Raw genomic sequence first — 23,650 nt, 5'->3', positions numbered from 1 at the left:
TAATTAAGCAATGACCTATTCTGTAATTATAATTGAAGACGAAGTTGAAGTTGCACAGCTAATTGCCCAGTACTTATTACTGCCGGGGGGCGCTGCGGGAAGTCAAATTGCAAAACAGAGTTTACGCCAAGGACAGTACCAAGTGGTTGGAATTGCAGGTAATTTAAGTACTGCAACAGCTCTGTTGCAAGCGATAGAGGCAGATCTTATTTTACTCGATATACATTTACCTGATGGTAACGGACTCGATTTATTATCAGATTTACGGCGTCGTGAAATTAAGAGCGAAGTGATGCTACTAACGGCTGCCAAAGAAGTTGAAACACTTGAAAAAGCAATGCAACTTGGTGCCTGTGACTTTTTAGTTAAACCGTTAATGTTAAATAGATTAGATCAAGCTCTTTCGCGCTTTGAGGCGCGTCAACAGTGTTTTTCTGATGCAAACGAAGTGACCCAATCAATGGTTGATGTGTTATTCGGCTCAAAAGAGAAAAAGCAGGGTGCTATTAGGCTGCCCAAAGGCGTTGACCAACTTACATTGCAAAAAATTCATGATGCATTCGTACAGCATGATTCAAGTGCATTTACTGCTCAGCAAATGGGCGATTTAGTGGGGGTAAGCCGCTCAACTGCTCGTCGCTATTTAGAGTTTTTATTAGAGTCTGAAAAGTTAAGTGCTGATCAAAGCTACGGTAGTATTGGCAGGCCAGAGCGTTGTTACAAAATAATTAAGTAACTGAGTGTCCTTCAGATTACAAGAATAAAACATAATATTTTTAATGGGTTACATAATAATCAGTGCTATTTAACCAGTGCTTGATGTAAATCTAGAAAAATTTTATTGAATTGATTGCATTTTAAGCGACTTCAATGGTGATGTTCGCTTTAAGTAATGCTATACTCCCGCCGAATAATTTATCGACTTTATTAAGAGTAAAATTAATGGCAGATTTATCGAAGTACAGAAACATTGGTATTTTCGCGCACGTTGATGCGGGTAAAACCACAACTACTGAGCGTATCCTAAAGCTTACAGGTACAATCCACAAAAGCGGTGAGACACATGATGGTGAGTCTACTACCGATTTCATGGAGCAAGAAGCTGAGCGCGGTATTACTATCCAGTCTGCGGCAGTAAGCTGTTTCTGGAAAGATCACCGTTTTAACGTTATCGATACTCCTGGACACGTTGACTTCACCGTTGAAGTTTACCGTTCACTTAAAGTATTAGATGGCGGTGTGGGTGTATTCTGTGGTTCTGGTGGTGTTGAGCCACAATCAGAAACTAACTGGCGCTACGCGAACGAATCAGGTGTTGCACGTATTATTTTCGTAAATAAATTAGACCGTATGGGTGCTGATTTTTACCGTGTAACTGAGCAAGTACAAAAAGTACTTGGTGCTGTTCCATTAGTTATGACTTTACCAATTGGTATTGAAGACGAATTCGTAGGTGTTGTAGACGTTTTAAACAAACAAGCATATGTTTGGGATGAGACAGGTCTTCCTGAGAACTACTCAATTGTTGACGTTCCTGCAGACATGGTAGAAAAAACTGATGAATACCATGAGTTCCTAGTTGAAACTGCTGTAGAGCAAGACGATGACCTAATGGAAGCGTACATGGAAGGTGAAATGCCTTCAGTTGAAGACATCAAGCGTTGTATCCGTAAAGGTACTCGTGACCTTGCGTTCTTCCCTACATACTGTGGTTCTGCATTCAAAAACAAAGGTATGCAATTAATCCTTGATGCTGTTGTTGATTACTTACCAGCTCCTACAGAAGTTGATCCTCAACCTCTTATGGATGAAGAAGGTAACGAAAACGGCGAGCACGCAATTGTATCTGCAGACGAACCTTTCAAAGCGTTAGCATTCAAAATCATGGATGACCGTTTTGGTGCGTTAACATTCGTACGTATTTACTCTGGTAAGCTTAACAAGGGTGACACTATCCTTAATGCATTTACTGGTAAAACTGAGCGTGTTGGCCGTATGGTTGAGATGCAAGCTGATGATCGTAAAGAGCTTACTTCAGCGCAAGCGGGCGATATCATCGCTATCGTTGGTATGAAGAACGTGCAAACTGGTCACACTCTTTGTGATCCTAAGCACCCAGTAACACTTGAGCCAATGGTATTCCCAACTCCAGTAATTTCGATTGCTGTACAGCCTAAAGATAAAGGCGGTAATGAGAAAATGGGTGTTGCTATCGGTAAAATGGTTGCAGAAGATCCATCTTTCCAAGTTGAAACTGATGAAGATTCAGGTGAAACTATCCTTAAAGGTATGGGTGAGCTTCACTTAGATATCAAAGTAGATATCCTTAAGCGTACTTACGGTGTAGACCTTATCGTTGGTCAACCACAGGTTGCTTACCGTGAAACTATCACTCGTGAAATCGAAGATAGCTACACGCATAAGAAACAATCTGGTGGTTCTGGTCAATTCGGTAAAATCGATTACCGTATCAAGCCTGGCGAAGTGGGTTCTGGTTTCACGTTCACATCTTCAGTTGTTGGTGGTAACGTACCTAAAGAATTCTGGCCTGCAGTTGAGAAAGGTTTTAAGTCAATGATGAGCGAAGGTGTTCTAGCTGGCTTCCCAGTACTTGACGTTGAAGTTGAACTTTTCGACGGTGGCTTCCACGCCGTGGATTCATCTGCAATTGCTTTCGAAATCGCTGCTAAAGGCGCTTTCCGTCAGTCTATCCCTAAAGCGGGTGCACAACTTCTTGAGCCAATCATGAAAGTTGACGTGTTCACACCAGAAGATCACGTAGGTGATGTAATTGGTGACCTTAACCGTCGTCGTGGTATGTTAAGCAATCAAGAAGCTGGTTTAACTGGCGTTCGTATTAAAGCTGACGTACCGTTATCAGAAATGTTCGGTTACATCGGTTCACTACGTACAATGACATCTGGTCGTGGTCAGTTCTCTATGGAGTTCTCACACTACGCGCCATGTCCACAAAACGTAGCTGACACTGTAATCGCTGCAGAAAAAGAGAAAAAAGCAGCTAAGTAATTAGCTCTGTAACTCTTTAAAAAAACCCGCACATGTTGCGGGTTTTTTATTGCCTACGATTTAATTACTCTTTGAGTTAGCGTCTCTCAAAAACAGTAATACCAACAATGACAGCCTAAATAAAAGGCTGCTTAAAGCGGTGAGCTATACATGCTTTAATTAAAGCTGAAGTGATGACCGTAGGAGCAATGGCTGCTTAGCTTCGCACAGAGTGCGTAAGAGCGCTCACCTAATACAGTAATCTATACTTGGGTTAGTGAGGCGCAGTTATGAAAGGGAAGTTGTATAGCGGCTTATTTTAGGTATAAAAAAAGGAGCAATCATGCTCCTTTTTGTATTTAGTGCGTGCCCATTGCGCTAATTAAACTTCTTAATTGCTTTAGCTCTTAGCGCTTTCATCTTTGGCAAGCGAGGCTTATTAAAGCTTTGTATTGGCATAACCACTAAATGCTCTTGTGGCAGGACTGGCACCGTTTTAGGGTATTGCCCAGGCTCTGGTACCGAAATCTCTTTTAAATGCACTTTAAGGTTGTTTAGCATAGGGTCGTTATCAACTTCGCTAGGGCAAATAAATATTCCCATTTTACGCAGTTGCACACCTAACTTAATGCTACTGGTGTAGCGTATTATTGGCGCTCCAAGTAATAGACCGAGTAATATAGGCGATAACCACCAAAAGAACACTGGTGTAAAGTAATAGGCTGTAGCGCCCCATACTATGGCAACCAAGGTAGAAAATAGTGTGTAATTAAACGCTTCTTTCCACGGTACCATGCGGCCTTCGCGCGGTTGTGCATCCCACTTAACTTTTTTACCTAAAAATACACACACTACAAAGTAAGCATGAAACACCATCATAAGTGGTGCCACAATAATGGCAAATACAGTCTCTATTATTGAGCCTAGTATTAATTTAAACGAGCCGCCAAAGCGCTTATTTCTGTGCACTAGCGTGACAATTACACCCATTAATTTAGGCACCAATAATATAATAATGGTTAAATAAAGTAGTGAATCAATTAGGTCTGTTTTAGCTATTTGCCACGTTGGGAATAACTGATAAACCCGATTAAAGTACACATCGCTATTTAATGCACGTGTTACCGCATCTATGGTGCTTAGTGCCAGCATAGATAACCAAATAAGCGATGAAATATAAGCGGTTGCGCCTAATAAAAAGTGAAACTTACTCATTAACTTTAATTTAGACGAGCCTAATAAACCAAGATGCTGAATGTTACCTTGAACCCAACGTCTGTCGCGTATGGCATAATCTAAAATGTTACTTGGTACTTCTTCGTAGCTACCTTCAATATCGCTAAGTAATAGAACATCCCAGCCTGCACTGTGCAGTAGTGAAGCTTCTACAAAGTCATGACTTAAAATTTCGCCACCAAAGGGGGCGTTGCCTTCAAGCGTAGGTAAACCACAATAGTTAATAAATGCTTCAACGCGAATAATGGCATTGTGGCCCCAATAATTAGCTTTGTCGGTTTGCCAAAAAGCAGACCCCGTTGCCAGCATTGGGCTGTAAAGCACAGAGGCAAATTGTAAAAAACGACCAAAGTAGGTGTCTTGACGAACTGGAATAGGGATAGTTTGAATTAAACCAGCTTGCGGGTTGTTGATCATGCTTGTGGTCAGCTCTAGCATACATTTACCCGTCATTACGCTGTCGGCATCAAGTACAATCATGTGATCGTATTGGCTGCCCCAGCGCTCGCAAAAGTCGGTTAAGTTACCTACTTTACGGTGTTTATTATCTTCGCGGCGACGATAGAAAACCTGTTTTGCAGTATCGCCTAAACGCTCACATAAAGCATGCCATGCGCTTAGCTCGTTTTGTGCTATTTCAGGGTCTTGCGTGTCGCTAAGTAAATAAAAGTCAAAATTGGCAAGTTGCCCTGTCTCTTTTAGCGATTGTAAGCTCACTTCAAAGCCGGCAATAACACGGTGCGTGTCTTCGTTATAAATAGGCATAACTACCGCGGTTTTTTGCTTTGCAAGCGCGGCATTGTCAAACTCAATAGGCTTAATGCGTCTTAGGGTGAGCGGGTCAATACGAAATAATTGCAGTACAAATCCTATCGTGCCGCTACAAAATGCCGTAACAATCCATGCAAAGGTTATTGAAAATAAAACCAATAGCGCATATTCAAGCAAGGTCATTCCGTTTGAGCTTAAAATTTCAAACATAATGGAGATGCCGTACCCTGAAACAGTGAGTGCAGCAATAGCAAATAACCATACGCGCAGTGTTTTGAATGGCATTGGTGTGCCCTTTCCTTTATTACTTGATGTCATTTGGGTACCAAACATAGCTCCATACCTCACTAATTTCTTTATCACGAAGTTTTAACGATAAACGCATATCTACGGGTTGATCGTCCTGTGGTGCAATTTTAAACGCTACTCGCCAACCAAGAGATTTAGGAAGTTTTTGCACTGTTACATCCCTTACTTCACCTGTTGTAAGCTGAATGTCGGCTTCAAGAGTTAGCTTTTCAGACAGGTTGTTTAAATCGGGGCCTGCAAAGTCAACGGTAAACTGGCGATGGCTTTGCGGTGGTGGATTATCTTCACCTGGCAGCGCTGCGCTACCAATGCGCGTGCGTGTTACACGCGCCTTTTGGTGTTGAGTTAAATGGGCATTAAAGGTGCTCATTTTGTAGCTTAGCTTTAATGAATCACCAGCTTTCATTGGCTTTTCAGGCACCCAGTAACTCACTATATTGTCGTTCGTTTCTGTATCTGTTGGTATTTCTACTAGCTCAACTCGGCCATTCCCCCATTCACCTTTTGGCTCTATCCACAGGCTTGGACGGTCGTGGTAGTGCGCTTCAGTATCTAGGTAATTGTTAAAGTCACGGTCACGCTGTGCTAAACCAAACCCTTTAGGGTTGGTGTACGAAAACGAGGTAACGCTTAACTGTGTTGGGTTGTTAAGCGGGCGCCATACCCATTTGTTATCAGCTGACTGTGTTAACAAGCCGTCTGAATCATGCACTTCTGGGCGGTAGTCATCAAAAAACTTAGTGCTGTTTTCACCGTGGTAAAACATACTTGTTAAAGGGGCTACGCCTAGCTTTTTAATATCTTTACGGGCAAAAATTTGCATATCAACATCAACTAACATACTGGTTGTTGGGTCAATATCAAATTTGTAAGCACCTGATACCGAAGGGCTATCAAGCAATGCAAAAATAGTGATGTTAGTTTGCTCAGCCTGGGGCTTAACAAGCCAAAACTCTTTAAACATAGGGAACTCTTCACCCGATGTTTCGGCGGTATCGATTGCTAATCCGCGTGCCGATAAACCATATACTTGATTAGGGCCAACAACTCTAAAATAAGAGGCCCCTTGAAACACCATTACCTCATCTTTGTATTCGTTTGTGTTAATTGGGTAATGTAAGCGAAAGCCTGCATGGCCTAGTTGCGTGCCGGCTACGCTTTTTGCTATTTCGTCTTTTAAAGGGGCGGCTGTGCCATCGTATTGATAAAAATCAGTACTAAAAGGTAGGCGGTTACGTTTTGAGTCGCCTTCTACGGTATTAATTGTTACCGGTGTTTTATATAAAAAACCAGGGTGAAAGAGTTGTAGCTCATACAGGCCTTCATCTTTCCACACCGATTTGTCCTGCTTAAATCGAATTGAGCGGTAATCTTGGTAATCAATGTTATTTAATGCTTCTAGCTCTATATTTTTTGGAGGTGCATATTCTTGTTCGGCTAGTTTTTTAGCGCGGGCGCTTATTACTCCAAATAGGCTTTCTTGCGGAATTGCTGCATCAACACTTGCTGCTATTGCCTGCGTGCTATAGCCCCAGCCAGAAAAAATAAAAAGTAGACCCAATAATGGCGTTGCTTTTTTCTGCCAAGTAGGAGGTGTTTGGGTTAATTGTTTCATTTCCATTCCTTTATAAAAACACGACTTATTTTTACGCTTAGGGTTTGTTACTTAACTACTACACAAGGGTGACGAACTTATAGTGCAACTTTTAATCCGTAAATAAAGTGTTTACATTTCAACAGGTAAATTTATTAAAAAGGGTTTTAACTACGGCTTATGTGTAAAAAATACTCATTTAATGTATTTGTTGCGCGGCTAATTCTATTAATAGTTAATAAACGGTATGGAAGATATTAAGGGTTGTTTACTGAAGCTTGTCTGAATTACATTTTTATAAGCATAAAAAAAGCCGCAAAAATGCGGCTTTAAAACAAATCACTCGTTATTTTTTCTTAAATCTGCGCACTAATGAAAGTGGCGCTAATAAAAGAGATAACCAAAGCAATGAGCCTGAGTCGTTATCGTCATCACCCCGTAGGTTGTTTACTCTTACTACAACCGTTTGTGCTTCAGATACGTTACCTACACTATCCTCTGCTTGTACTGTAAGGGTAATACGATTTTCAAACTCGTAATCTACTTCGCTTGCAACAATTAACTGACCTTGCTCGTTAATTGATACAGAATCGTTACCTGATACGATAAATTTAACCACAGGTGATACATCAGCGTTAGGGTCACTAAAATCAAGTGTACCAATCACAGTGCCTACAGCGCTGTTTTCATCTACTGTGAATATTTGATCAGGTGCAATTACCGGTGTTTGCTCTTCAGGGGTAAGTACTACTTCAGATTTAATATCAACAATCACAGGGTCGTGATCAGATGCACGGTATGGCCCTTCTGCGTATAGCGTAGATTGATGACCTTCGCTCTTAAACTCTAGGTTGTAATCAAGCACGATAGGCTCATCAGCATTGATATGCCAATCATTTGCTGCAACAACTTTGCTTAGTAAAGACTCGGTTGCTAAAGCATGGTCAAGGCTACCTGCACGACCAGAGAAGCTATAAGAGTAGCTTAGTGTATCGCCATCAAGCTCTGCGACTACGTTTTTATAGCCTTTTTCATCAAACTTACGGATTGGATCTTCCATTGCATAAGCGTTCATATCACCAACAAGAATGATATCTTCGTCATCTACGCCAGTAGGTTTGTTGTCTAACCAATCAGTAAACGCATCAGCAGCTTCGGTACGAATTTCATTCCAACAGCCTTGGCCATCACCTAGGTCGTCGTTGTTATCATCACCACAGCTCCCTTTAGATTTAAGGTGGGCTACAGAAACAGTAAATACTTCATCTGTTGAAAGTGACTTAAAGCTTTGTGCAATTGGTGCACGGTTGCTGTAATCAAACGGGTAATCAGTAGTAATAGCGGCTGTGCCTACTTCTTCTACTTTATCTGCGCGGTAAATAAGGGCTGTGGTGATTTCGTCGGTACCAATTTGGGCTACGTTAAAATCTACAAACGCGTAGTTGTTAGCGCTGTCAGCATCGTTTAATGCATTTACTAAACTTGCTATAGCACTGAACTCACCAAAGCCATCATTTTCAATTTCCATTAAGCCAACAACATCAGCTTGCATTGCACTAATAGCGCTTACAAGTTTTGCTTCTTGACGTACAAACTCTTCTTCTGAGTCTGCACCACGGCTAGTAGGGAAACCACCGCCTTGGCCATCACCGTTAAAGTAGTTGAGTACGTTAAAGCTGGCGATTCGTAAATCGGCTTCTTCACTTTGCTCAGGCGCATCTTCACGCGCATTAGTCGCTATAAACTGTGGTGTAACTGTTGGGTGAATGCGATACGTGCTAAAGCTGTATGTAACTACCCCTGTTACCGCATTTACAGTATCGCCGGTACGTAGAGTATTTTCTGCCGATAGGCCTGGCGCTGGGTAAGCCGTTGGATCTGAGTTTTGAGCTGTAGAGCCATCATCTAATAAGATTTTTTTAGTCAAGTTAGCCGCTTCAACAGCATTGGCTGCATCACCTGGCAATGCAACTTGAGTGCCTTGGTATAAACGCTCAGTGGCTAGTTCTACTTCGCCATAGCGACCTAAGCCGTAGTTGTTAGTAACTACAAGTGTTTGATCTAGGCTTACTAGCATACCTTCATAAGCTTCTAGGTCAGCTTGGCTCTCTAAAGGTAAACTTATTGAGATTGCAGAGGCCACTTCGTCAGTACCACATACAGCAATTTGTGTTACATCTGCTAGTTGTGTTGAATTATAGTATTCATCAACTGTGCCCTGTACGCGCACGTGGTCACCTACATTTACATCGGTATCAGTAAAGTAAACAAACAAACCTTCAGAGGTCATTGGATCGTTATCTACATCTGCAGCAAGCGAGGTCACAAAGAAACCATCTAAGCCATCTTCACCTTGAAAATCGGCAGTGACAATACCTTCAATTTCAACAAGGGTATCTACTAACGGGCTTGCTTCACCAGAACCTTGCACAGCGCTAATTAGCGTTTTATCTGCGCCACATACAAGCGGTTCTAATGGTTCTGGCTCAGGGTCTGGCGCAGGAGCTGTACCACCATCGCCAGCATGCGAGCCTAAGCCGTCAAAGGTGTCACTATCAAACTGTTCCCATTCATCGCTAGGATTAAAAGTTGCAGTTGAGTCAGTTCGACCCGTTGTGATGCTATTTTTTCTTCGTAAGGTTTTATTTTGAGTTTGTACGGTATCATCAGACCAAAAAGAGCCAGGATCAACACCCACTTGGCCAAAGCTATCAACTACCACACCATCTTTAGTTAAAACAAGGGCATCGTCACCATTGTAGTAAGTTACTGTGCTGGTTATGTCTGCAATATCAAGAATGGCAGCGTCTGCACCGGAGTTTGAAATTATATAGGTGGTATTGGCAGCCAATGTGCCTGATAAATCAATTGAGTTACCTACCGAACTACTACCATTTGAATAAAGTCCTAAAGTATAACCTTCAAGAGAAAGCTCGGTATCAGCATTGTTATAAAGCTCAATCGCTTTATTGTTGCTGCTGCCTTCGATGTATTCAGAAATGATTAGATCGGCGGAGGCTGGTGCACTGAGGCTTGCTAATACAAGCGCCAGTGGCGTTATTTTCGTTTTTAACATTTTTTATTATTCCCGTGTATTTAAATCCCAAAATGGGACACCAGTTTAGGCAATCTAAATGACAAAAAGAATACAAAAATGTTAATGATTGTAAAAAATTAAGGCGGCGTACCGCCTTTGATAACATGTTTACTTATTTTGCAGCCATTGCGCGGCCTGCTTGGCAAAATACGTTAAAATACCATCCGCTCCGGCGCGTTTAAATGCCAGTAAAGATTCCATAATTGTGGCCTCTTCACTCAACCAGCCGTTATCGATTGCCGCTTTGTGCATTGCATATTCGCCACTGACCTGATATGCGAAAGTAGGTACACCAAATTCATCTTTAACACGACGAACAATATCAAGGTACGGCATACCCGGTTTCACCATCACCATGTCGGCGCCTTCTTGTAAATCAAGTGCCACTTCACGAATTGCCTCATCAGAGTTGGCAGGATCCATTTGATACGTTTTTTTGTCGGCCCCTTTCAAGTTACCTGCAGAGCCAACAGCGTCTCTAAACGGCCCATAATAGCTAGAGGCATATTTGGCTGAGTAAGCCATTATGCGTGTGTGAATATGTCCATCTGCTTCAAGTGCTTCGCGAATAGCACCAATACGGCCATCCATCATGTCAGAGGGTGCAACCACATCTGCGCCTGCCTCGGCGTGAGAAAGCGCCTGCTTAACAAGAATTTCAGTGGTTATGTCATTAATTACATAACCTTCATCATCAATAATGCCGTCTTGGCCATGAGTAGTGAATGGGTCAAGGGCTACATCGGTAATAACCCCAAGCTCAGGAAAAGCTTCTTTTAAAGCACGAACAGTGCGTTGTGCTAAGCCATCTTCATTGTACGCTTCTTCGGCCATCAAAGACTTTTTGTCAGCAGGGGTTACCGGAAAAATAGCGACGGCAGGTACACCTAAATCTACAAGCTCTTTAGCTTCTTCAAGCAATAAATCAATTGATAAACGCTCAATTCCTGGCATTGATTCAATTGCTTCGCGGCGGTTTTTACCTTCAAGTACAAATACCGGAAAAATTAAATCGTTTACCGATAGTTGGTTTTCGGCCATTAAACGGCGAGAAAAATCACTGCGGCGCATTCTACGCATGCGGGTATATGGGAAAAGGTCGAGTCCTGATTGGGCCATGTTACTAAGCTCCTACTGTGGGATTGGAAAACTAATTACTTGATTTCGGCCATGTTGTTTAGCGAAATAGAGCGCTTTATCTGCGTCGTCTGTAAATAGCTCAGGGTTACTAATATTGTTTACTACAGCGCTGTTTACGCCAGCACTAATGGTTACTTTTACGGATGTTCCGGCTACATTTACGGTATTACTCTCTACGGCTTGGCGAATTTTTTCAGCAATATCAACAGCCCCCTCTTTTGGGGTGTTAGGTAGTAAAACAACAAACTCTTCGCCGCCGTAGCGAGCCACTTCATCCAACGGGCGTTTTAAGTGCTGTTTTATAATGTCGGCTACAGCGCGTATTACTTGGTCGCCGGTTAAGTGCCCGTAGTTATCATTTACGCGTTTAAACCGGTCTATATCGAGCATAATCATACTCAAAGGCGTTTGTTCACGCCGAGAGCGACGCAGTTCCATCACTAATTTTTTATCAAAAAAGCGACGATTTTTAACGCCGCTCAGCGCGTCTTCCATATTAAGTAGCTCAAGCTCGCGGTTTTTATCCTCTAGTTCGCGCAAAGTGACTTGTAACTCAAAGGTGCGCTCATCAACTAACGACTCTAATTCTTTTTGTGTTTGGGCTTGCAGCGCGAGTCGCTCATTTAATAGTGTATCTTGGGCTGCATTTTCAGCAATCAAGGTTTGTTGAGCAATAACTTGTTCATCACGCTCTAAAATAAAGCGCTTCATAACGCCATAACATAGGCAAAATGTACTACCAAAAAAACATATAAAAACAAAAGCTAAGCTACTTCTACCTAAAGGATATAAGCCAAATACAGCAATAATAAGGTACACCATAACAAGTAAAAATAGCATAAGTGCAATTAGCAGTGCTTGAATTGGTTTTGAAGGCGCATTTTGCTGGCAGATGTAGGCGCTTACCAAGCAATAAATAATAACAATCGGGCTCGCCAGTAAGCTAAATGGGGTAAACACTGTGCTAGGTAAAGCCCACATAAACAGCAGGCTAATTGCGTAAATATTAGCAACAATGGTTTGCCATTTTAGTAGTTTAGAGGCTTTAGGTTGGCACAGTTGTTTTTGTAGCGGAACAAAAGCAAGCGTAGTGAGCATTAGTAAAACAGGTATCATTACTTGCTGTAATGAAGGCGAATTTGGATGAAAATAACGAGCGCCAAAACCGCATAAATAAGCCAGTAGCACACCTAAGGTCAGCGTAATAATGCCTGCATAAGCAAAATACAACTTGCGCGAAAACCCATACAAAACCAAGCAACTTATGGCCAATGAAAATAAAAAACCAATGAGTAAGCCATAAATTAAATTAAGTTTACCTTTATGCGCTAGGTAGGCATCTGGTTGCCATAAAGTCAGCGGGATGCGTAGCCCAGCACTGTTGTTAACCTTCATTATTACGGTGCTAATACTATTTGCCGGCAGCCTCAAGGTTGCTAATAAAGATTCACTTTTTATTAGCCGTGATGAGAGCTTAAAGTTATCGCCAGTTTGCATGTGTGAGAGCAGTGCTGAATTATAAAAATGAAAAATCTGCGCTTCATTTAACAGCGGGTTATCGAGCGATAAAATAGGGCTTATATTGTTATTTAAGGTATTTTTAACTGTAAACTTGACCCATACAGGGCGTTGTTCAAACCCTAAATTTAATGGCTTATCACTTACTGTTTGCCAGTCGCTAACCTCATGGTAGGCATTGTTTGCTGTGGTGGGCGTAAACGAATAGCTCAGGGTGTCTATTTTTATTGATTTAAAATTTTCAGAAATTACGGGGTTTGCAACACTGCAAAATGAACAAAGGAGCATAAATAGGCTAAATAGCGCCTTTGGGCTTGTCATTAGCGACCTGCTATATCAAATAAGCTATAAAAGTTAGCCGTAATATGGGCGGCAATAGTACTTGGTTCAACGTTATAAAGCTTAGCGAGTGTTTCACACACATAGCTAAGATAGGCGGGCTCATTTTTACGTGATTTTGGTTTAGGGGTTATTGTGCGTGGAATTAAAAAAGGCGCATCGGTTTCTATTAATAACCGCTCAAGCGGGATACTTGGCACCAATTGTTGCAATGCTTTACCGCGGCGCTCGTCACACACCCACCCAGTAATGCCAATATAAAGGCCTAATTCTAAATAGTCTTTGAGTGCTTGGGCATTGCCTGTAAAGCAATGCAGCACGCCACGTACGTTATAGTTAGCCAAAATATTTAGCATATCTTCGCTTGCGTCACGTTCGTGTAAATAAACAGGTAGGTTTAGTTTTTCGGCTAACGCTAACTGGCGTTTTAATACGCTGCGCTGAATATCGCGAGGAGAAAAATCGCGATTATAATCAAGCCCACACTCACCAATGGCCACAACGCAATCGTTACTAGCAAGCTGCGTTAAAGTGGTTTCAAGTTCATCGGTGGCGTCTTTAGCGTCATGTGGATGCACGCCAGCAGTAGAAAACTGATTATATTGTTTTGCTAATGCAAGCGATTGTTCGCTACTAGGCACATCGCAGCCGATCAGTAACATAGCTTGCACGCCCGCGGCATTTGCGCGGGCAATAATGGCCTGATGCTCACCTTCAAACTGGTGATTGGTTAAATTAACGCCGGCATCAACTAACGTGTAGGTCATTACTGAGTGCGCTTCACACGGATTGAGCGGTTTTGACCATCTTTACGAAGTAAAAAAGAATTAAATACACCGCGGCTAATAACCACTGTGTCTGACTCTTTTAATTTAAGACTGTCAGAGCCAATTTGACGCCATTGCTGATCGTTATCAAGGGTAATAATGAGCTCGCCATAAGGGGCTTTTCTAACTGATGATACTGACGCTGTGATATTTTCGTCTTTATCTTTAGTGATCTCTTTATGCTCAAGGCCAAAATCATCTGCTTTAGCAGCAGGCGCTGCTTTAGAAACAGCTGCAACAGGTGCACTTACGTTTGGCGATACATTGGTTACGGCTTTTGGTGGGGTAAGGTTTTTTTTCTCACTAGGTTTAGTAAGCGGTTTACCTGCCACTGTGTTGTCATAACATAGTAAACGGTTAAAGTCGTTTTCAATAAAGCTACATGCTTGCAAAGCTTGCACGTTAATTTCTTGCGCTGCAAACGTCGGTGCGCTTAGTAAAACCAGTAGTGAGAGTAGTTGTTTTTTCATTTTATTCCTCAGATTCCTGTTGTTCTTTAGCGCTATAAAATTTCGCTAAAATTAACCCTAGCTCAAATAAAAGCAGCATAGGAAGTGCTAATAGTGTTTGTGATAACACATCGGGCGGTGTTAAAAACATCGCCACAACAAATACACCAACCACAATATAAGGGCGTTTTTGCTTTAAACTCTGCGTGGTTGTAGCGCCACTCCAACATAGCAACATTATGGCTACGGGTATTTCAAACGCCACACCAAATGCAAAAAATAGCTTAAGTACAAATCCTAAATAGCTACTAATATCCGGTGCTAGGGTCATCATTTGCGGCCCTACACTAGTAAAAAAGCCTAATATAATAGGGAGCACTATAAAGTAGCAAAAAGCGATACCGCCATAAAAAAGCAAAATACTCGAGGCCAAAATTGGCATTAGCATGCGTTTTTCGTGTTGGTATAAGCCAGGTGCTATAAATCCCCAAATTTGATGCAATATCCACGGAATAGCGCCAAACAAGGCAACAAATAGCGTTAGTTTAAACGGTGCAAAAAACGGTGCCGTAACATCGGTAGCTATCATAGTGGCAGTGCTTGGTAAATGTGCGACTAAAGGGGCGGCTACAAACTCATATATATCATTGGCAAAATACACTAGGCCAATAAATATCACTAAAATACTAAAAAGTGATTTAATAAGCCGATCGCGCAGCTCAATTAAGTGAGCGACGAACCCTGATTTAGCTTGTTCAGACATTATTTTTTATACCACGTAATAAGTTGACCACAAATAGGGGAATTAATTTCACTTTTTTTCATCGAGTTGTTCGTTAGATGACGTGCTTGAAGTGTTTTTATAGCTATGAGTAACCGACTGCGCTGCTTTTTGCAGTTCATCAACCGATTGTTGTAGCTCAGGGCTTAAATCTTTAAGCTCTTGTTGCTCTGCTTTTTTTAGGTTTTCGTGAAGCTCGTGTATGCGTAGCTCTTCACTCACTTCTGCTTTAACTGAGTTGGCCATCGACTTAACGGTTTTTACCCAGCGCATTACGGTGCGAATGGCAACCGGTAACCGCTCAGGGCCAAGTACCACTAGGCCAACAATAAAAACAACAACGAGCTCCCACATTCCCATATTGCTTAAACCTTAGTATCGTCTTTGGTTTTTTCAGTGCTTTGTGTCTGTGTTGGCGCTGCTTTTTGAGACTCTTGGATTTGCTCAGCTTTTTCGCTTTCAGTCTCTTTAGTTTGGTCATCAGACATGGCTTTTTTAAACCCTTTTACTGCACCGCCTAAATCACCACCCATGCCGCGTAGTTTTTTAGTACCAAAAAGAAGTACGATAATCGCTAAAACAATCAATAATTGCCAAATACTAATGCCACCTAAACCCATGGTTATCTCCAACTGATAAATGCTTAAATGTTTATTTTAAGTACTAATTATACGCCCTGTGGCATAAATTGCACTTAGTTTATGTGTTACGCCACGCCACAATAAAGCTAATTGCAGACGCTGCTAATGTTACGCCTGCCGCTATGAGGTCGTGCTGCAGATAACACAGTGCCGATACAATCAGTGTAGCACTGCCAAATAGGCTAAGTACTAGCGCTTTGTGTGACACTTTACTTGGCTGAGAATGCTGCATTTGCGGACTATGTTTTAAATTTTGATAAATTAAATCAGGTAGTTCTGGCATTTTTTCAGCCCAAAATGGCAAGTTAGCATACATTTGTTTCATTACTGATAACGGTCCAACTTGTTGTTTTACCCAATCTTCTAAAAATGGCTTAGCGGTTTTCCACAAATCAAGCTGAGGATAAAGCTGACGCCCTAAGCCCTCAACGTATAATAACGTTTTTTGTAATAATACTAACTGCGGCTGTACTTGCATGTTAAAGCGGCGTGCGGTGTTAAATAAATTAACGAGTACATGACCAAACGATATCTCAGCTAGCGGCTTATTAAATATAGGTTCGCACACGGTACGAATTGCAAATTCAAACTCTTCTATGCTGGTATCGGGCGGAACCCAGCCCGAGTCAACATGTAGCTGAGCAACTTGGCGGTAGTCACGATTAAAAAAGGCGATAAAGTTTTCTGCGAGATAGCGTTTATCTTCTTTGTTTAATGTGCCAACAATGCCACAGTCGATACCAATATACATGGGGTTTTCAGGGTGCTCGCGAGAGACAAATATATTGCCAGGGTGCATATCAGCATGAAAAAAACTGTCTCTAAATACTTGGGTAAAAAACACTTCTACACCGCGCTCAGCGAGTAATTTCATATTGGTATTTTGCGCAATTAACGACTCAGTATCTGAGACCGGAATTCCGTAAATACGCTCCATAACCAAAACGTTACTGCGGCTATAATCGCTATAAACAGCCGGGATATATAACGAATCAGAGCCTTCAAAGTTACGCTTAAGTTGTATGCCATTTGCGCCTTCGCGCATTAAATCGAGCTCATCTAACAAGGTTTTTTTATACTCTTTGACCACCTCAACAGGACGTAACCTTTTTGCTTCGCTGTGTACATTGGCAAGTACTTTAGCGAGCTTTTCCATAAGTGCTAAGTCGGCATTAATTTGTGTTTTTATGTTTGGCCTAATCACTTTTATAACAACATCTTGGGTATTGTTATGGGCATCAACCAGCTTAGCAGTATGCACTTGTGCAATAGACGCTGAGGCCAATGGGGTTTGCGAAAACTCACTAAATAACTGGCTTATATCGCTAATTTCGAGCGCTTTTTCAATTATTTTTTGGGCAAGTTCGCCTTCAAAGGGCTCGACTTGGTCTTGCAAAAAAGCAAGCTCTAACGCAATGTCGTGAGGAAGTAAGTCTCGGCGGGTAGAAAGCATTTGGCCAAACTTAATCCACACAGGGCCAAGTTCTTGCAAGGCTAAGCGCAGTCGCAAGCCCGCTGGCTTGTTTTTGTGCTGGTTACGTAACCAAAACAAGCTACCACGCGCAATTTTAGCGTACCAAGGTATTTTTTGTTTTGGTATTAACTCATCTAATCCGTAGCTAAGTAATGTTTTAGTGATGTAATACAATCGAGCAGTCGACACAAAAAATCCTTAGCGGCTGTTGGTGTTAGAAGAGTTGATTAATGCATTTATGCGTTGTTCAATAGCGGCCACTTGCCCTTTTAACACTCGGTTTTGTTGTTTAAATTGTTCAAGCTCTAAAGGGTGAATAGTTACAGCGAGCTCATCTTGGCATAGGCTAGTTAATGTGGTGCTAATTTGCTGACGTGCTTTACGCTCTTTACTGCGTAAAGCGTTTAGCTGTATGTAAAGTTGTTGTGCGGGCGCATCGCCAATATAGTGCGATAGTTGCTCAGGCCAATCTATATCTAGCCCAGAAAATGCGGCGCTGTATGCCTGAGCGACGTTTAAGTCGCCTTGCAGGTCTAGCTTATCTTGACGAATGAGCTGTGTAAGCATGGCTGGGTCTTTAAGCGCCATAAGAGTATCTATATCTGCGCTGATCATACACTCTGCGCTATTTTCATCGCTGGCACTGTAAAGGTGTAATAGTTTACCATCAAAGGTTAATACTATTTGCTGCTGCCAATTGCGGATTTCGACCTTTAATGGTTTGTGCTTAACGGTACTGAGCTTATCTATTAAGGTGGCGTCGAGTTGCAGTACCTTATTAAGCACTCGCTCTATAAGCGAAAGTACAAAATTAGGTAACATAAAAAACTGCGAATCGGGTTTTGCTGCGACCACTTGCTCGCTTTTTTGCTCAAACGCCATAACTGCCTGCCTTAATATTTAAAACCGCGGTGCAGTGCAACAATACCACCGGTTAGGTTTTGATACGTTGTTTGTTCAAAGCCTGCTTCTTCCATCATTGCTTTTAAGGTTTCTTGGTCTGGGTGCATACGAATTGACTCAGCTAAGTATTGGTATGACTCGCTATCGTTCGCCACTACTTTACCCATAGTTGGTAATAGATTGAACGAGTAAAAATCGTACGCTTTACTTAAAATTTCATGCTCAGGCTTGGAAAACTCTAATACTAGTAAGCGTCCACCTGGCTTTAAAATACGGTACATAGAGCGCAGGGCTTTGTCTTTATCGGTTACATTACGTAGGCCAAAGGCAATCGTGATCACATCAAAGCTGTTATCTGGAAAAGGCAGCATTTCGGCATTCATTTGCACGTAGTCGATATTGCCGACTAAACCCAAGTTGTGCAGTTTTTCGCGGCCCACTTTTAACATTGATGAGTTAATGTCGCCTAAAACTACTTGGCCGGTGTCACCGACTAGCTGGCTAAATTTTGCTGTTAGGTCGCCAGTGCCGCCTGCTAAATCAAGGACGTGGTGGCCTTTGCGCACACCTGAGCTGGCTATAGTTTGACGTTTCCATAATCGATGTACACCAAAAGACATTAAATCGTTCATTACATCGTACTTTGCTGCAACCGAGTGAAATACGTCTGCAACCATTGAGGCTTTATCGTTTTCGGCTACGGTTTTATAGCCAAAATGCGTGGTCTTTTGCTCTGTTTCGTTCATGGTTAGTCTCTATCGTGGCAATAAAGACTAGTGTACTTGATTGTATACTGCAGGTGCAATTTGAATATGATTTATCAGGTAATTTAGCGTAAAACCTAGTGGCCAGCTGTAAAGCTACTTTGCCCCAGTGAGCGTGCTTTAAATGCCGCTTGCGAGGCTTTTTTAGCTAACTGGTTAAAGTCATCATTTTTGAGTTGCTGCGCTATGCCTAAAGATAAGTTAATGCCAGGCAGCTTAGTGCCGCTTTTTGAGCTAACAAAGCGAAGTTTTTCTACGCCATTACGCACTTTTTCAGCAATAACATTGGCGGTTTCGGGGTCTATATCTGGCAGTAATACAGTAAATTGGTCCTTTGCTGTGCGCCCAGGTAAACCACTTTGAAAAACATATTTTTTTACTTGTTTAGCCACTTTGTTCAAAATAACTTCGCCAATTATATCGCCGTAATTATCTACAAAATGATCTAAATTATCTATTTGAATAGCAATTGCACAAATTGATTTGTCTTGGTTGCTCCATAGTTGGGTTTGCTGCGTTAAATAATGACGTTTATACAGTCCCGTTTGTGAGTCAATAATGTGCTGCTTACGTAATTGCGCCAGCTGTTTTTGGGTTTTTTCGTGTAACTTTTTAGCTTTATGTAGCTCGTGTTTGAAGTGCTTGTGTTGCTCAAGTAACGTGGCTGATTGCGTGTTTAACGTATCGAGTGCTTGGCGGCTTTGCTCTATATTATTCTCATCAAGCGTGTGCATGCACTCACTTACTTGGCCGGCAAAGCTAACAATTTGTTTTTCGGTTGATTGCGCATTGCGCGACAGTGAATCAATAACCCCATTTACGTTATTAATCATTGCCACTTGCGTGGTATGCCCTTCGTTTAAAAACTCAAAGTAGAGCTGCTCAATCAAAATACTATCGATTTGGGCTTTATTAGTAATGGCCTCGTCTATGGCGTTATTTAGCTGAGGATTTACTTTACTAATATAGGTATAGGCAACGTGGTAATTTAACGGTGAGGGGGGCAGCGTATGACGTTCTAAAAACAGGCATACATTCGTCATTTTTTCTTGAGCTACAGCCATGGAATCATGGAACATCATTTTAACTACCAACTAAGTACGCATTAAATTACACATTAAAATAACTCTTCAATGAGGCGGCAATGCATCCAAGCTTTATTATTTTTTTACTACAATAATCGTTAAGCAGGCTATTTAAAAGTAAAAACCAGTATTAGTGAACTTAAATTTTTACTTTTGCTGCCTAATAGCTGATTTTATCATCAAAGAGCACGTAATTAGCTTAATTTAGGCGGGTTCAGCTTATTTTACCCGCTCCAATTAAGCGTGTGTTATTGAGATTAATCGCATTTATCTTGCTATTTACTCAGCCTACGATAGTTTTGTGAAATCTATTGTATGGTTAAGTAAAACTAAAATGAATTATTCCTTACCCCCGCGAATTTGCCGCACACTGCTTGTGCTATCACTTTTTGGCACGCTAAGCGCATGTACATTAACAAGCCCCAACGCAAACACACAATTTGAACAAGTGGCGCAAAGTATTGTTGATTACCGCAAACGTGTAAATCCCTACACACAGCCTAAAGGGGTTGATGGCTATTTATTACCTAATTTATCGGCTGAATTTTTAAAGCAGCAATATGAGGAAAAAACAGCATTATTAAGTCGTTTAGATGCAATTGATAGCGACCAGCTTTCAAGTGAAAACAGTATTAACCTCAGTATTATTCGTGCGCAAGTACAAAACAGTGTTGATGAATACGTATTTAATGCGCACTACATGCCGCTAACTTCTGAGTATGGGTTCCATTCTAGCTTGTCTTATATGATTAATAGTTCGCAGTACAAGCAACCGCAACAGTTAGAAACGTATTTAGCCCGCCTTGAACAAGTGCCGCGCTTTTTTGAGCAAAACATACACTGGATGAAAAAGGGGCTCGAAACGGGGCTTACTCAACCACAAGCGGTATTAGCTGGGTATGAAGATTCAATAAGTGCTTACATAGTGGATGATGTAACGCAGTCAGACTTTTACTCCCCGTTTAAAACGAACACGGCAGGGCTAAGTGAAAATGACTTTAAAGCGTTACAGCAAAAAGCTAAACGCATCATAAAAAACGATGTTATTGCCTCTTACAAAGCATATTTAACATTTTTTACTACGCAATATCAGCCAGGTGCACGCACTACGATTGGTATTTCGCAAACCCCTAATGGCAAGGCGTTTTATAAAAACCGCGCACAGTATTACACCACCACAAATATGAGCATTGATGAAATACATCAGCTGGGGTTATCTGAAGTGGCGCGTATCCGCAGTGAAATGCAGGAAATAATTAAAGAAGTAGGCTTTGAAGGCACGTTTGCCGATTTTATCCACTTTTTACGTACCGATCCGCAATTTTACGCCACCACTCCAGAGCAGCTATTAAAAGAAGCTGCTTATATAGCTAAAAAAATGGACGCGCAGCTGCCTAAGTTATTTCATACACTGCCACGTATGCCCTATGGCGTTGCACCTGTACCTGCAAATATAGCCCCTAAATATACAACCGGTCGCTATGTTGCCTCAAGCCGAAGCGATCAAGCAGGTTATTATTGGGTAAATACATATGCGCTAGATAAGCGCCCATTGTATGTATTAGAGGCGCTGACCTTACACGAAGCCGTACCGGGGCATCATTTACAAATATCGCTTAATGCAGAGCTTGAAAACTTACCAAGCTACCGACGTGATGCCTACCTTTCGGCTTTTGGTGAAGGGTGGGGGCTTTATTCTGAATACTTAGGTATAGAAGCAGGCTTTTACCAAGACCCATACAGCCGATTTGGCCGTTTAACCTATGAAATGTGGCGTGCAGCTCGTTTAGTGGTTGATACCGGTATGCACATGTACGGCTGGAGCCGAGAGCGCGCTATGAACTTTATGAGCGAAAACACAGCGCTTTCATTACATAATGTTAAAACCGAAACCGACCGCTATATTTCGTGGCCGGGGCAAGCTTTGTCGTACAAAATTGGCGAGCTGACTATCAAGCGTTTACGCACAGAGGCCGAGCAAGCGCTTGGGCCACGTTTTGATATTCGTGAGTTTCATCATCAAGTATTGCGCCATGGTTCTGTGCCGTTATCAGTGCTTGAAGAGCAAGTTCGTTTGTATATAAAAGCTGAGCTTGAAAACACGCAAAGCTAATTATCTAAAGGTATAAACCTTGAACAACGAAAGGTGTTGTGTCATTTTGACGCAACACCTTTTTTATTTTTAAAAACAGCCATCAAGGGGCCTTGGATGAGCGATTTTATTATTTTTAGTATTGATGTATTTGCGAGTATTTTTATTGTTGCATTAGGATTAATTGTACTTACCGTTATTGTTTTCTATTTTCGTGATATTACTCAAACAAAGCATGCAATTAGGCGAAATTACCCGGTTATTGGCCGCTTTAGGTACTTTTTTGAGCGCCAAGGCGAGTTTTTTAGGCAGTACTTTTTTGCCCTCGATAGAGAAGAAATGCCGTTTAACCGAGCAGAGCGCAGCTGGGTGTATCGTGCTGCAAAAGATGTCGATCGTACCGCTGCATTTGGCTCCACGCAAAGCTTAGAGGTAACAGGTACAGTGATGTTTATGAACTGTGCTTTTCCTACCTTAGATGAAGAGGCGTTGGACCCAAGTAATGTAACTTTAGGCCCTTATTGTAAAACGCCGTACACCACTAACTCCTTGTTTAATATATCGGGAATGAGCTTCGGCGCGCTCTCAAAACCGGCTGTTAGAGCGTTATCAAAAGGGGCAAAATTGGCCGGCTGCTGGATGAATACCGGCGAAGGCGGGTTAAGCCCTTATCACTTAGAGGGCGGAGCCGATTTGGTGTTTCAAATTGGTACGGCTAAATATGGTGTGCGCGACGAGCTTGGAAATTTAAGTATTGATAAACTTAAAGAAATTGCGGCGCATAAAAACGTAAAAATGTTTGAGCTTAAATTAAGCCAAGGCGCCAAACCAGGTAAAGGCGGTATGTTACCAGGTAAAAAGGTTAATGCTGAAATTGCTAAAATAAGGGGCATCCCTGAGGGTAAAGATTCAATTAGCCCAAATGGGCACCCAGAGATCAAAAAGCCAAGCGACATATTAGATATGATTGCCACAGTGCGAAACGCCACAGGCAAACCTACCGGCTTTAAAGCCGTTATTGGTGATTACACATGGCTAGAAACGCTATTTGCAGAAATAAACCACCGCGGGCTTGAATCAGCACCGGATTTTATCACTATTGATAGTGCCGATGGCGGTACGGGCGCAGCGCCACAACCCTTATTAGATTCGGTAGGTTTACCGCTGCGCGAAAGCTTACCGCTGGTTGTTAATATGCTTGAAAAACACGGCTTAACAGGGCGGGTTAAAGTCATTGTTTCGGGTAAGTTAATTGTACCCTCTAAGGTGGCATGGGCGCTTGCTTTGGGTGCCGATTTTGTTGTTTCTGCGCGTGGTCATATGTTTGCGTTAGGCTGTATACAGGCCATGCAATGTAATAAAGACACCTGCCCAACCGGTGTAACTACCCATAACGAGCGGCTACAGCGTGGTTTAAATGTTGCAGATAAAGCTCAGCGGGTTGCCAATTATAATAAATATATTCATTACGGCGCTGGCTTAATTGCCCACTCATGTGGTGTAACGAGTGCGCGGGAATTAAGGCGTAAACACGTGCGTATAGTGCAAGAAAGTGGGCTGTCGGAGCCGCTCGATAAAATTTACGAAAACTACCAATAACGGTATTAGTATAAAAAAGGCGCTT

18 protein-coding genes are annotated in these 23,650 nt (G+C 41.9%); 4 read left to right on the top strand and 14 right to left on the bottom strand.

What is annotated here, in order from left to right; all coding sequences use genetic code 11:
• The first annotated feature begins 10 nt into the window (after nt 1-10).
• On the top strand, nt 11-736 hold the full coding sequence (locus VOI46_RS16295) for a response regulator (protein ID WP_004587464.1): 726 nt from the start codon (nt 11-13) through the stop codon (nt 734-736).
• A gap of 206 nt (nt 737-942) precedes the next feature.
• Complete coding sequence (gene fusA, locus VOI46_RS16290; RefSeq protein ID WP_324738090.1) at nt 943-3,027, top strand: elongation factor G; 2,085 nt, start codon at nt 943-945, stop codon at nt 3,025-3,027.
• Nucleotides 3,028-3,384: 357 nt separating this feature from the next.
• Here the strand turns inward: fusA and mdoH are convergent, their stop codons facing one another.
• From mdoH to VOI46_RS16220, 14 genes are all read right to left on the bottom strand, one after another.
• The gene (gene mdoH / locus VOI46_RS16285; protein WP_004587466.1) at nt 3,385-5,346 is read right to left on the bottom strand and encodes a glucans biosynthesis glucosyltransferase MdoH; all 1,962 of its coding nucleotides are present in this window, start codon (nt 5,344-5,346) and stop codon (nt 3,385-3,387) included.
• Nucleotides 5,318-6,937, bottom strand: a complete 1,620-nt coding sequence (locus VOI46_RS16280; RefSeq protein ID WP_004587467.1) for a glucan biosynthesis protein G — start codon at nt 6,935-6,937, stop codon at nt 5,318-5,320. The genes mdoH and VOI46_RS16280 overlap by 29 nt, the downstream gene beginning before the upstream one ends.
• Nucleotides 6,938-7,262: 325 nt before the next feature.
• A complete protein-coding gene (locus VOI46_RS16275; protein WP_004587468.1) occupies nt 7,263-9,992 on the bottom strand; it encodes an ExeM/NucH family extracellular endonuclease in 2,730 nt (909 codons plus the stop codon).
• Nucleotides 9,993-10,121: 129 nt separating this feature from the next.
• Nucleotides 10,122-11,132, bottom strand: coding sequence for a porphobilinogen synthase (gene hemB / locus VOI46_RS16270; RefSeq protein ID WP_004587469.1), 1,011 nt, complete (start codon nt 11,130-11,132; stop codon nt 10,122-10,124).
• A gap of 12 nt (nt 11,133-11,144) precedes the next feature.
• Nucleotides 11,145-12,992 (bottom strand): diguanylate cyclase, encoded by a 1,848-nt coding sequence (locus tag VOI46_RS16265; protein WP_004587470.1) that lies wholly within the window; start codon nt 12,990-12,992, stop codon nt 11,145-11,147.
• Nucleotides 12,992-13,777 carry a TatD family hydrolase gene (locus VOI46_RS16260; RefSeq protein WP_004587471.1) on the bottom strand — a complete coding sequence of 262 codons (786 nt, stop codon included), beginning with the start codon at nt 13,775-13,777 and terminating at the stop codon, nt 12,992-12,994. The genes VOI46_RS16265 and VOI46_RS16260 overlap by 1 nt, the downstream gene beginning before the upstream one ends.
• Nucleotides 13,777-14,307 carry a hypothetical protein gene (locus VOI46_RS16255; protein WP_004587472.1) on the bottom strand — a complete coding sequence of 177 codons (531 nt, stop codon included), beginning with the start codon at nt 14,305-14,307 and terminating at the stop codon, nt 13,777-13,779. The genes VOI46_RS16260 and VOI46_RS16255 overlap by 1 nt, the downstream gene beginning before the upstream one ends.
• A 1-nt stretch (nt 14,308) precedes the next feature.
• Complete coding sequence (tatC, locus tag VOI46_RS16250) at nt 14,309-15,049, bottom strand: twin-arginine translocase subunit TatC (RefSeq protein ID WP_004587473.1); 741 nt, start codon at nt 15,047-15,049, stop codon at nt 14,309-14,311.
• A gap of 48 nt (nt 15,050-15,097) precedes the next feature.
• Nucleotides 15,098-15,421 (bottom strand): Sec-independent protein translocase protein TatB, encoded by a 324-nt coding sequence (gene tatB, locus VOI46_RS16245; protein ID WP_232423994.1) that lies wholly within the window; start codon nt 15,419-15,421, stop codon nt 15,098-15,100.
• Between the two features lie 11 nt (nt 15,422-15,432).
• On the bottom strand, nt 15,433-15,687 hold the full coding sequence (gene tatA / locus VOI46_RS16240) for a Sec-independent protein translocase subunit TatA (RefSeq protein WP_004587475.1): 255 nt from the start codon (nt 15,685-15,687) through the stop codon (nt 15,433-15,435).
• Nucleotides 15,688-15,766: 79 nt separating this feature from the next.
• Nucleotides 15,767-17,371, bottom strand: coding sequence for a ubiquinone biosynthesis regulatory protein kinase UbiB (ubiB, locus tag VOI46_RS16235; RefSeq protein WP_039972224.1), 1,605 nt, complete (start codon nt 17,369-17,371; stop codon nt 15,767-15,769).
• A gap of 9 nt (nt 17,372-17,380) precedes the next feature.
• Nucleotides 17,381-18,064 (bottom strand): SCP2 sterol-binding domain-containing protein, encoded by a 684-nt coding sequence (locus VOI46_RS16230; RefSeq protein WP_004587477.1) that lies wholly within the window; start codon nt 18,062-18,064, stop codon nt 17,381-17,383.
• Between the two features lie 11 nt (nt 18,065-18,075).
• Nucleotides 18,076-18,831: a bifunctional demethylmenaquinone methyltransferase/2-methoxy-6-polyprenyl-1,4-benzoquinol methylase UbiE gene (gene ubiE, locus VOI46_RS16225; protein ID WP_004587478.1), complete on the bottom strand. Its 756-nt coding sequence runs from the start codon at nt 18,829-18,831 to the stop codon at nt 18,076-18,078.
• Nucleotides 18,832-18,926: 95 nt separating this feature from the next.
• Nucleotides 18,927-19,913, bottom strand: coding sequence for a GGDEF domain-containing protein (locus VOI46_RS16220; protein WP_004587479.1), 987 nt, complete (start codon nt 19,911-19,913; stop codon nt 18,927-18,929).
• A gap of 355 nt (nt 19,914-20,268) precedes the next feature.
• On the opposite strand from VOI46_RS16220, the gene VOI46_RS16215 reads away from it, so the two are divergent.
• Together VOI46_RS16215 and VOI46_RS16210 are read left to right on the top strand one after the other, a co-directional pair.
• Complete coding sequence (locus VOI46_RS16215; RefSeq protein WP_039972225.1) at nt 20,269-22,047, top strand: DUF885 domain-containing protein; 1,779 nt, start codon at nt 20,269-20,271, stop codon at nt 22,045-22,047.
• Nucleotides 22,048-22,143: 96 nt separating this feature from the next.
• A complete protein-coding gene (locus VOI46_RS16210; protein WP_004587481.1) occupies nt 22,144-23,625 on the top strand; it encodes an FMN-binding glutamate synthase family protein in 1,482 nt (493 codons plus the stop codon).
• Nucleotides 23,626-23,650 lie beyond the last annotated feature (25 nt).

The organism is Pseudoalteromonas sp. CuT4-3, from assembly GCF_035666335.1.
In the GTDB taxonomy this organism is placed as follows: Bacteria; Pseudomonadota; Gammaproteobacteria; order Enterobacterales; family Alteromonadaceae; genus Pseudoalteromonas; species Pseudoalteromonas atlantica.
This window is presented reverse-complemented; position numbering and strand designations above follow the sequence as displayed.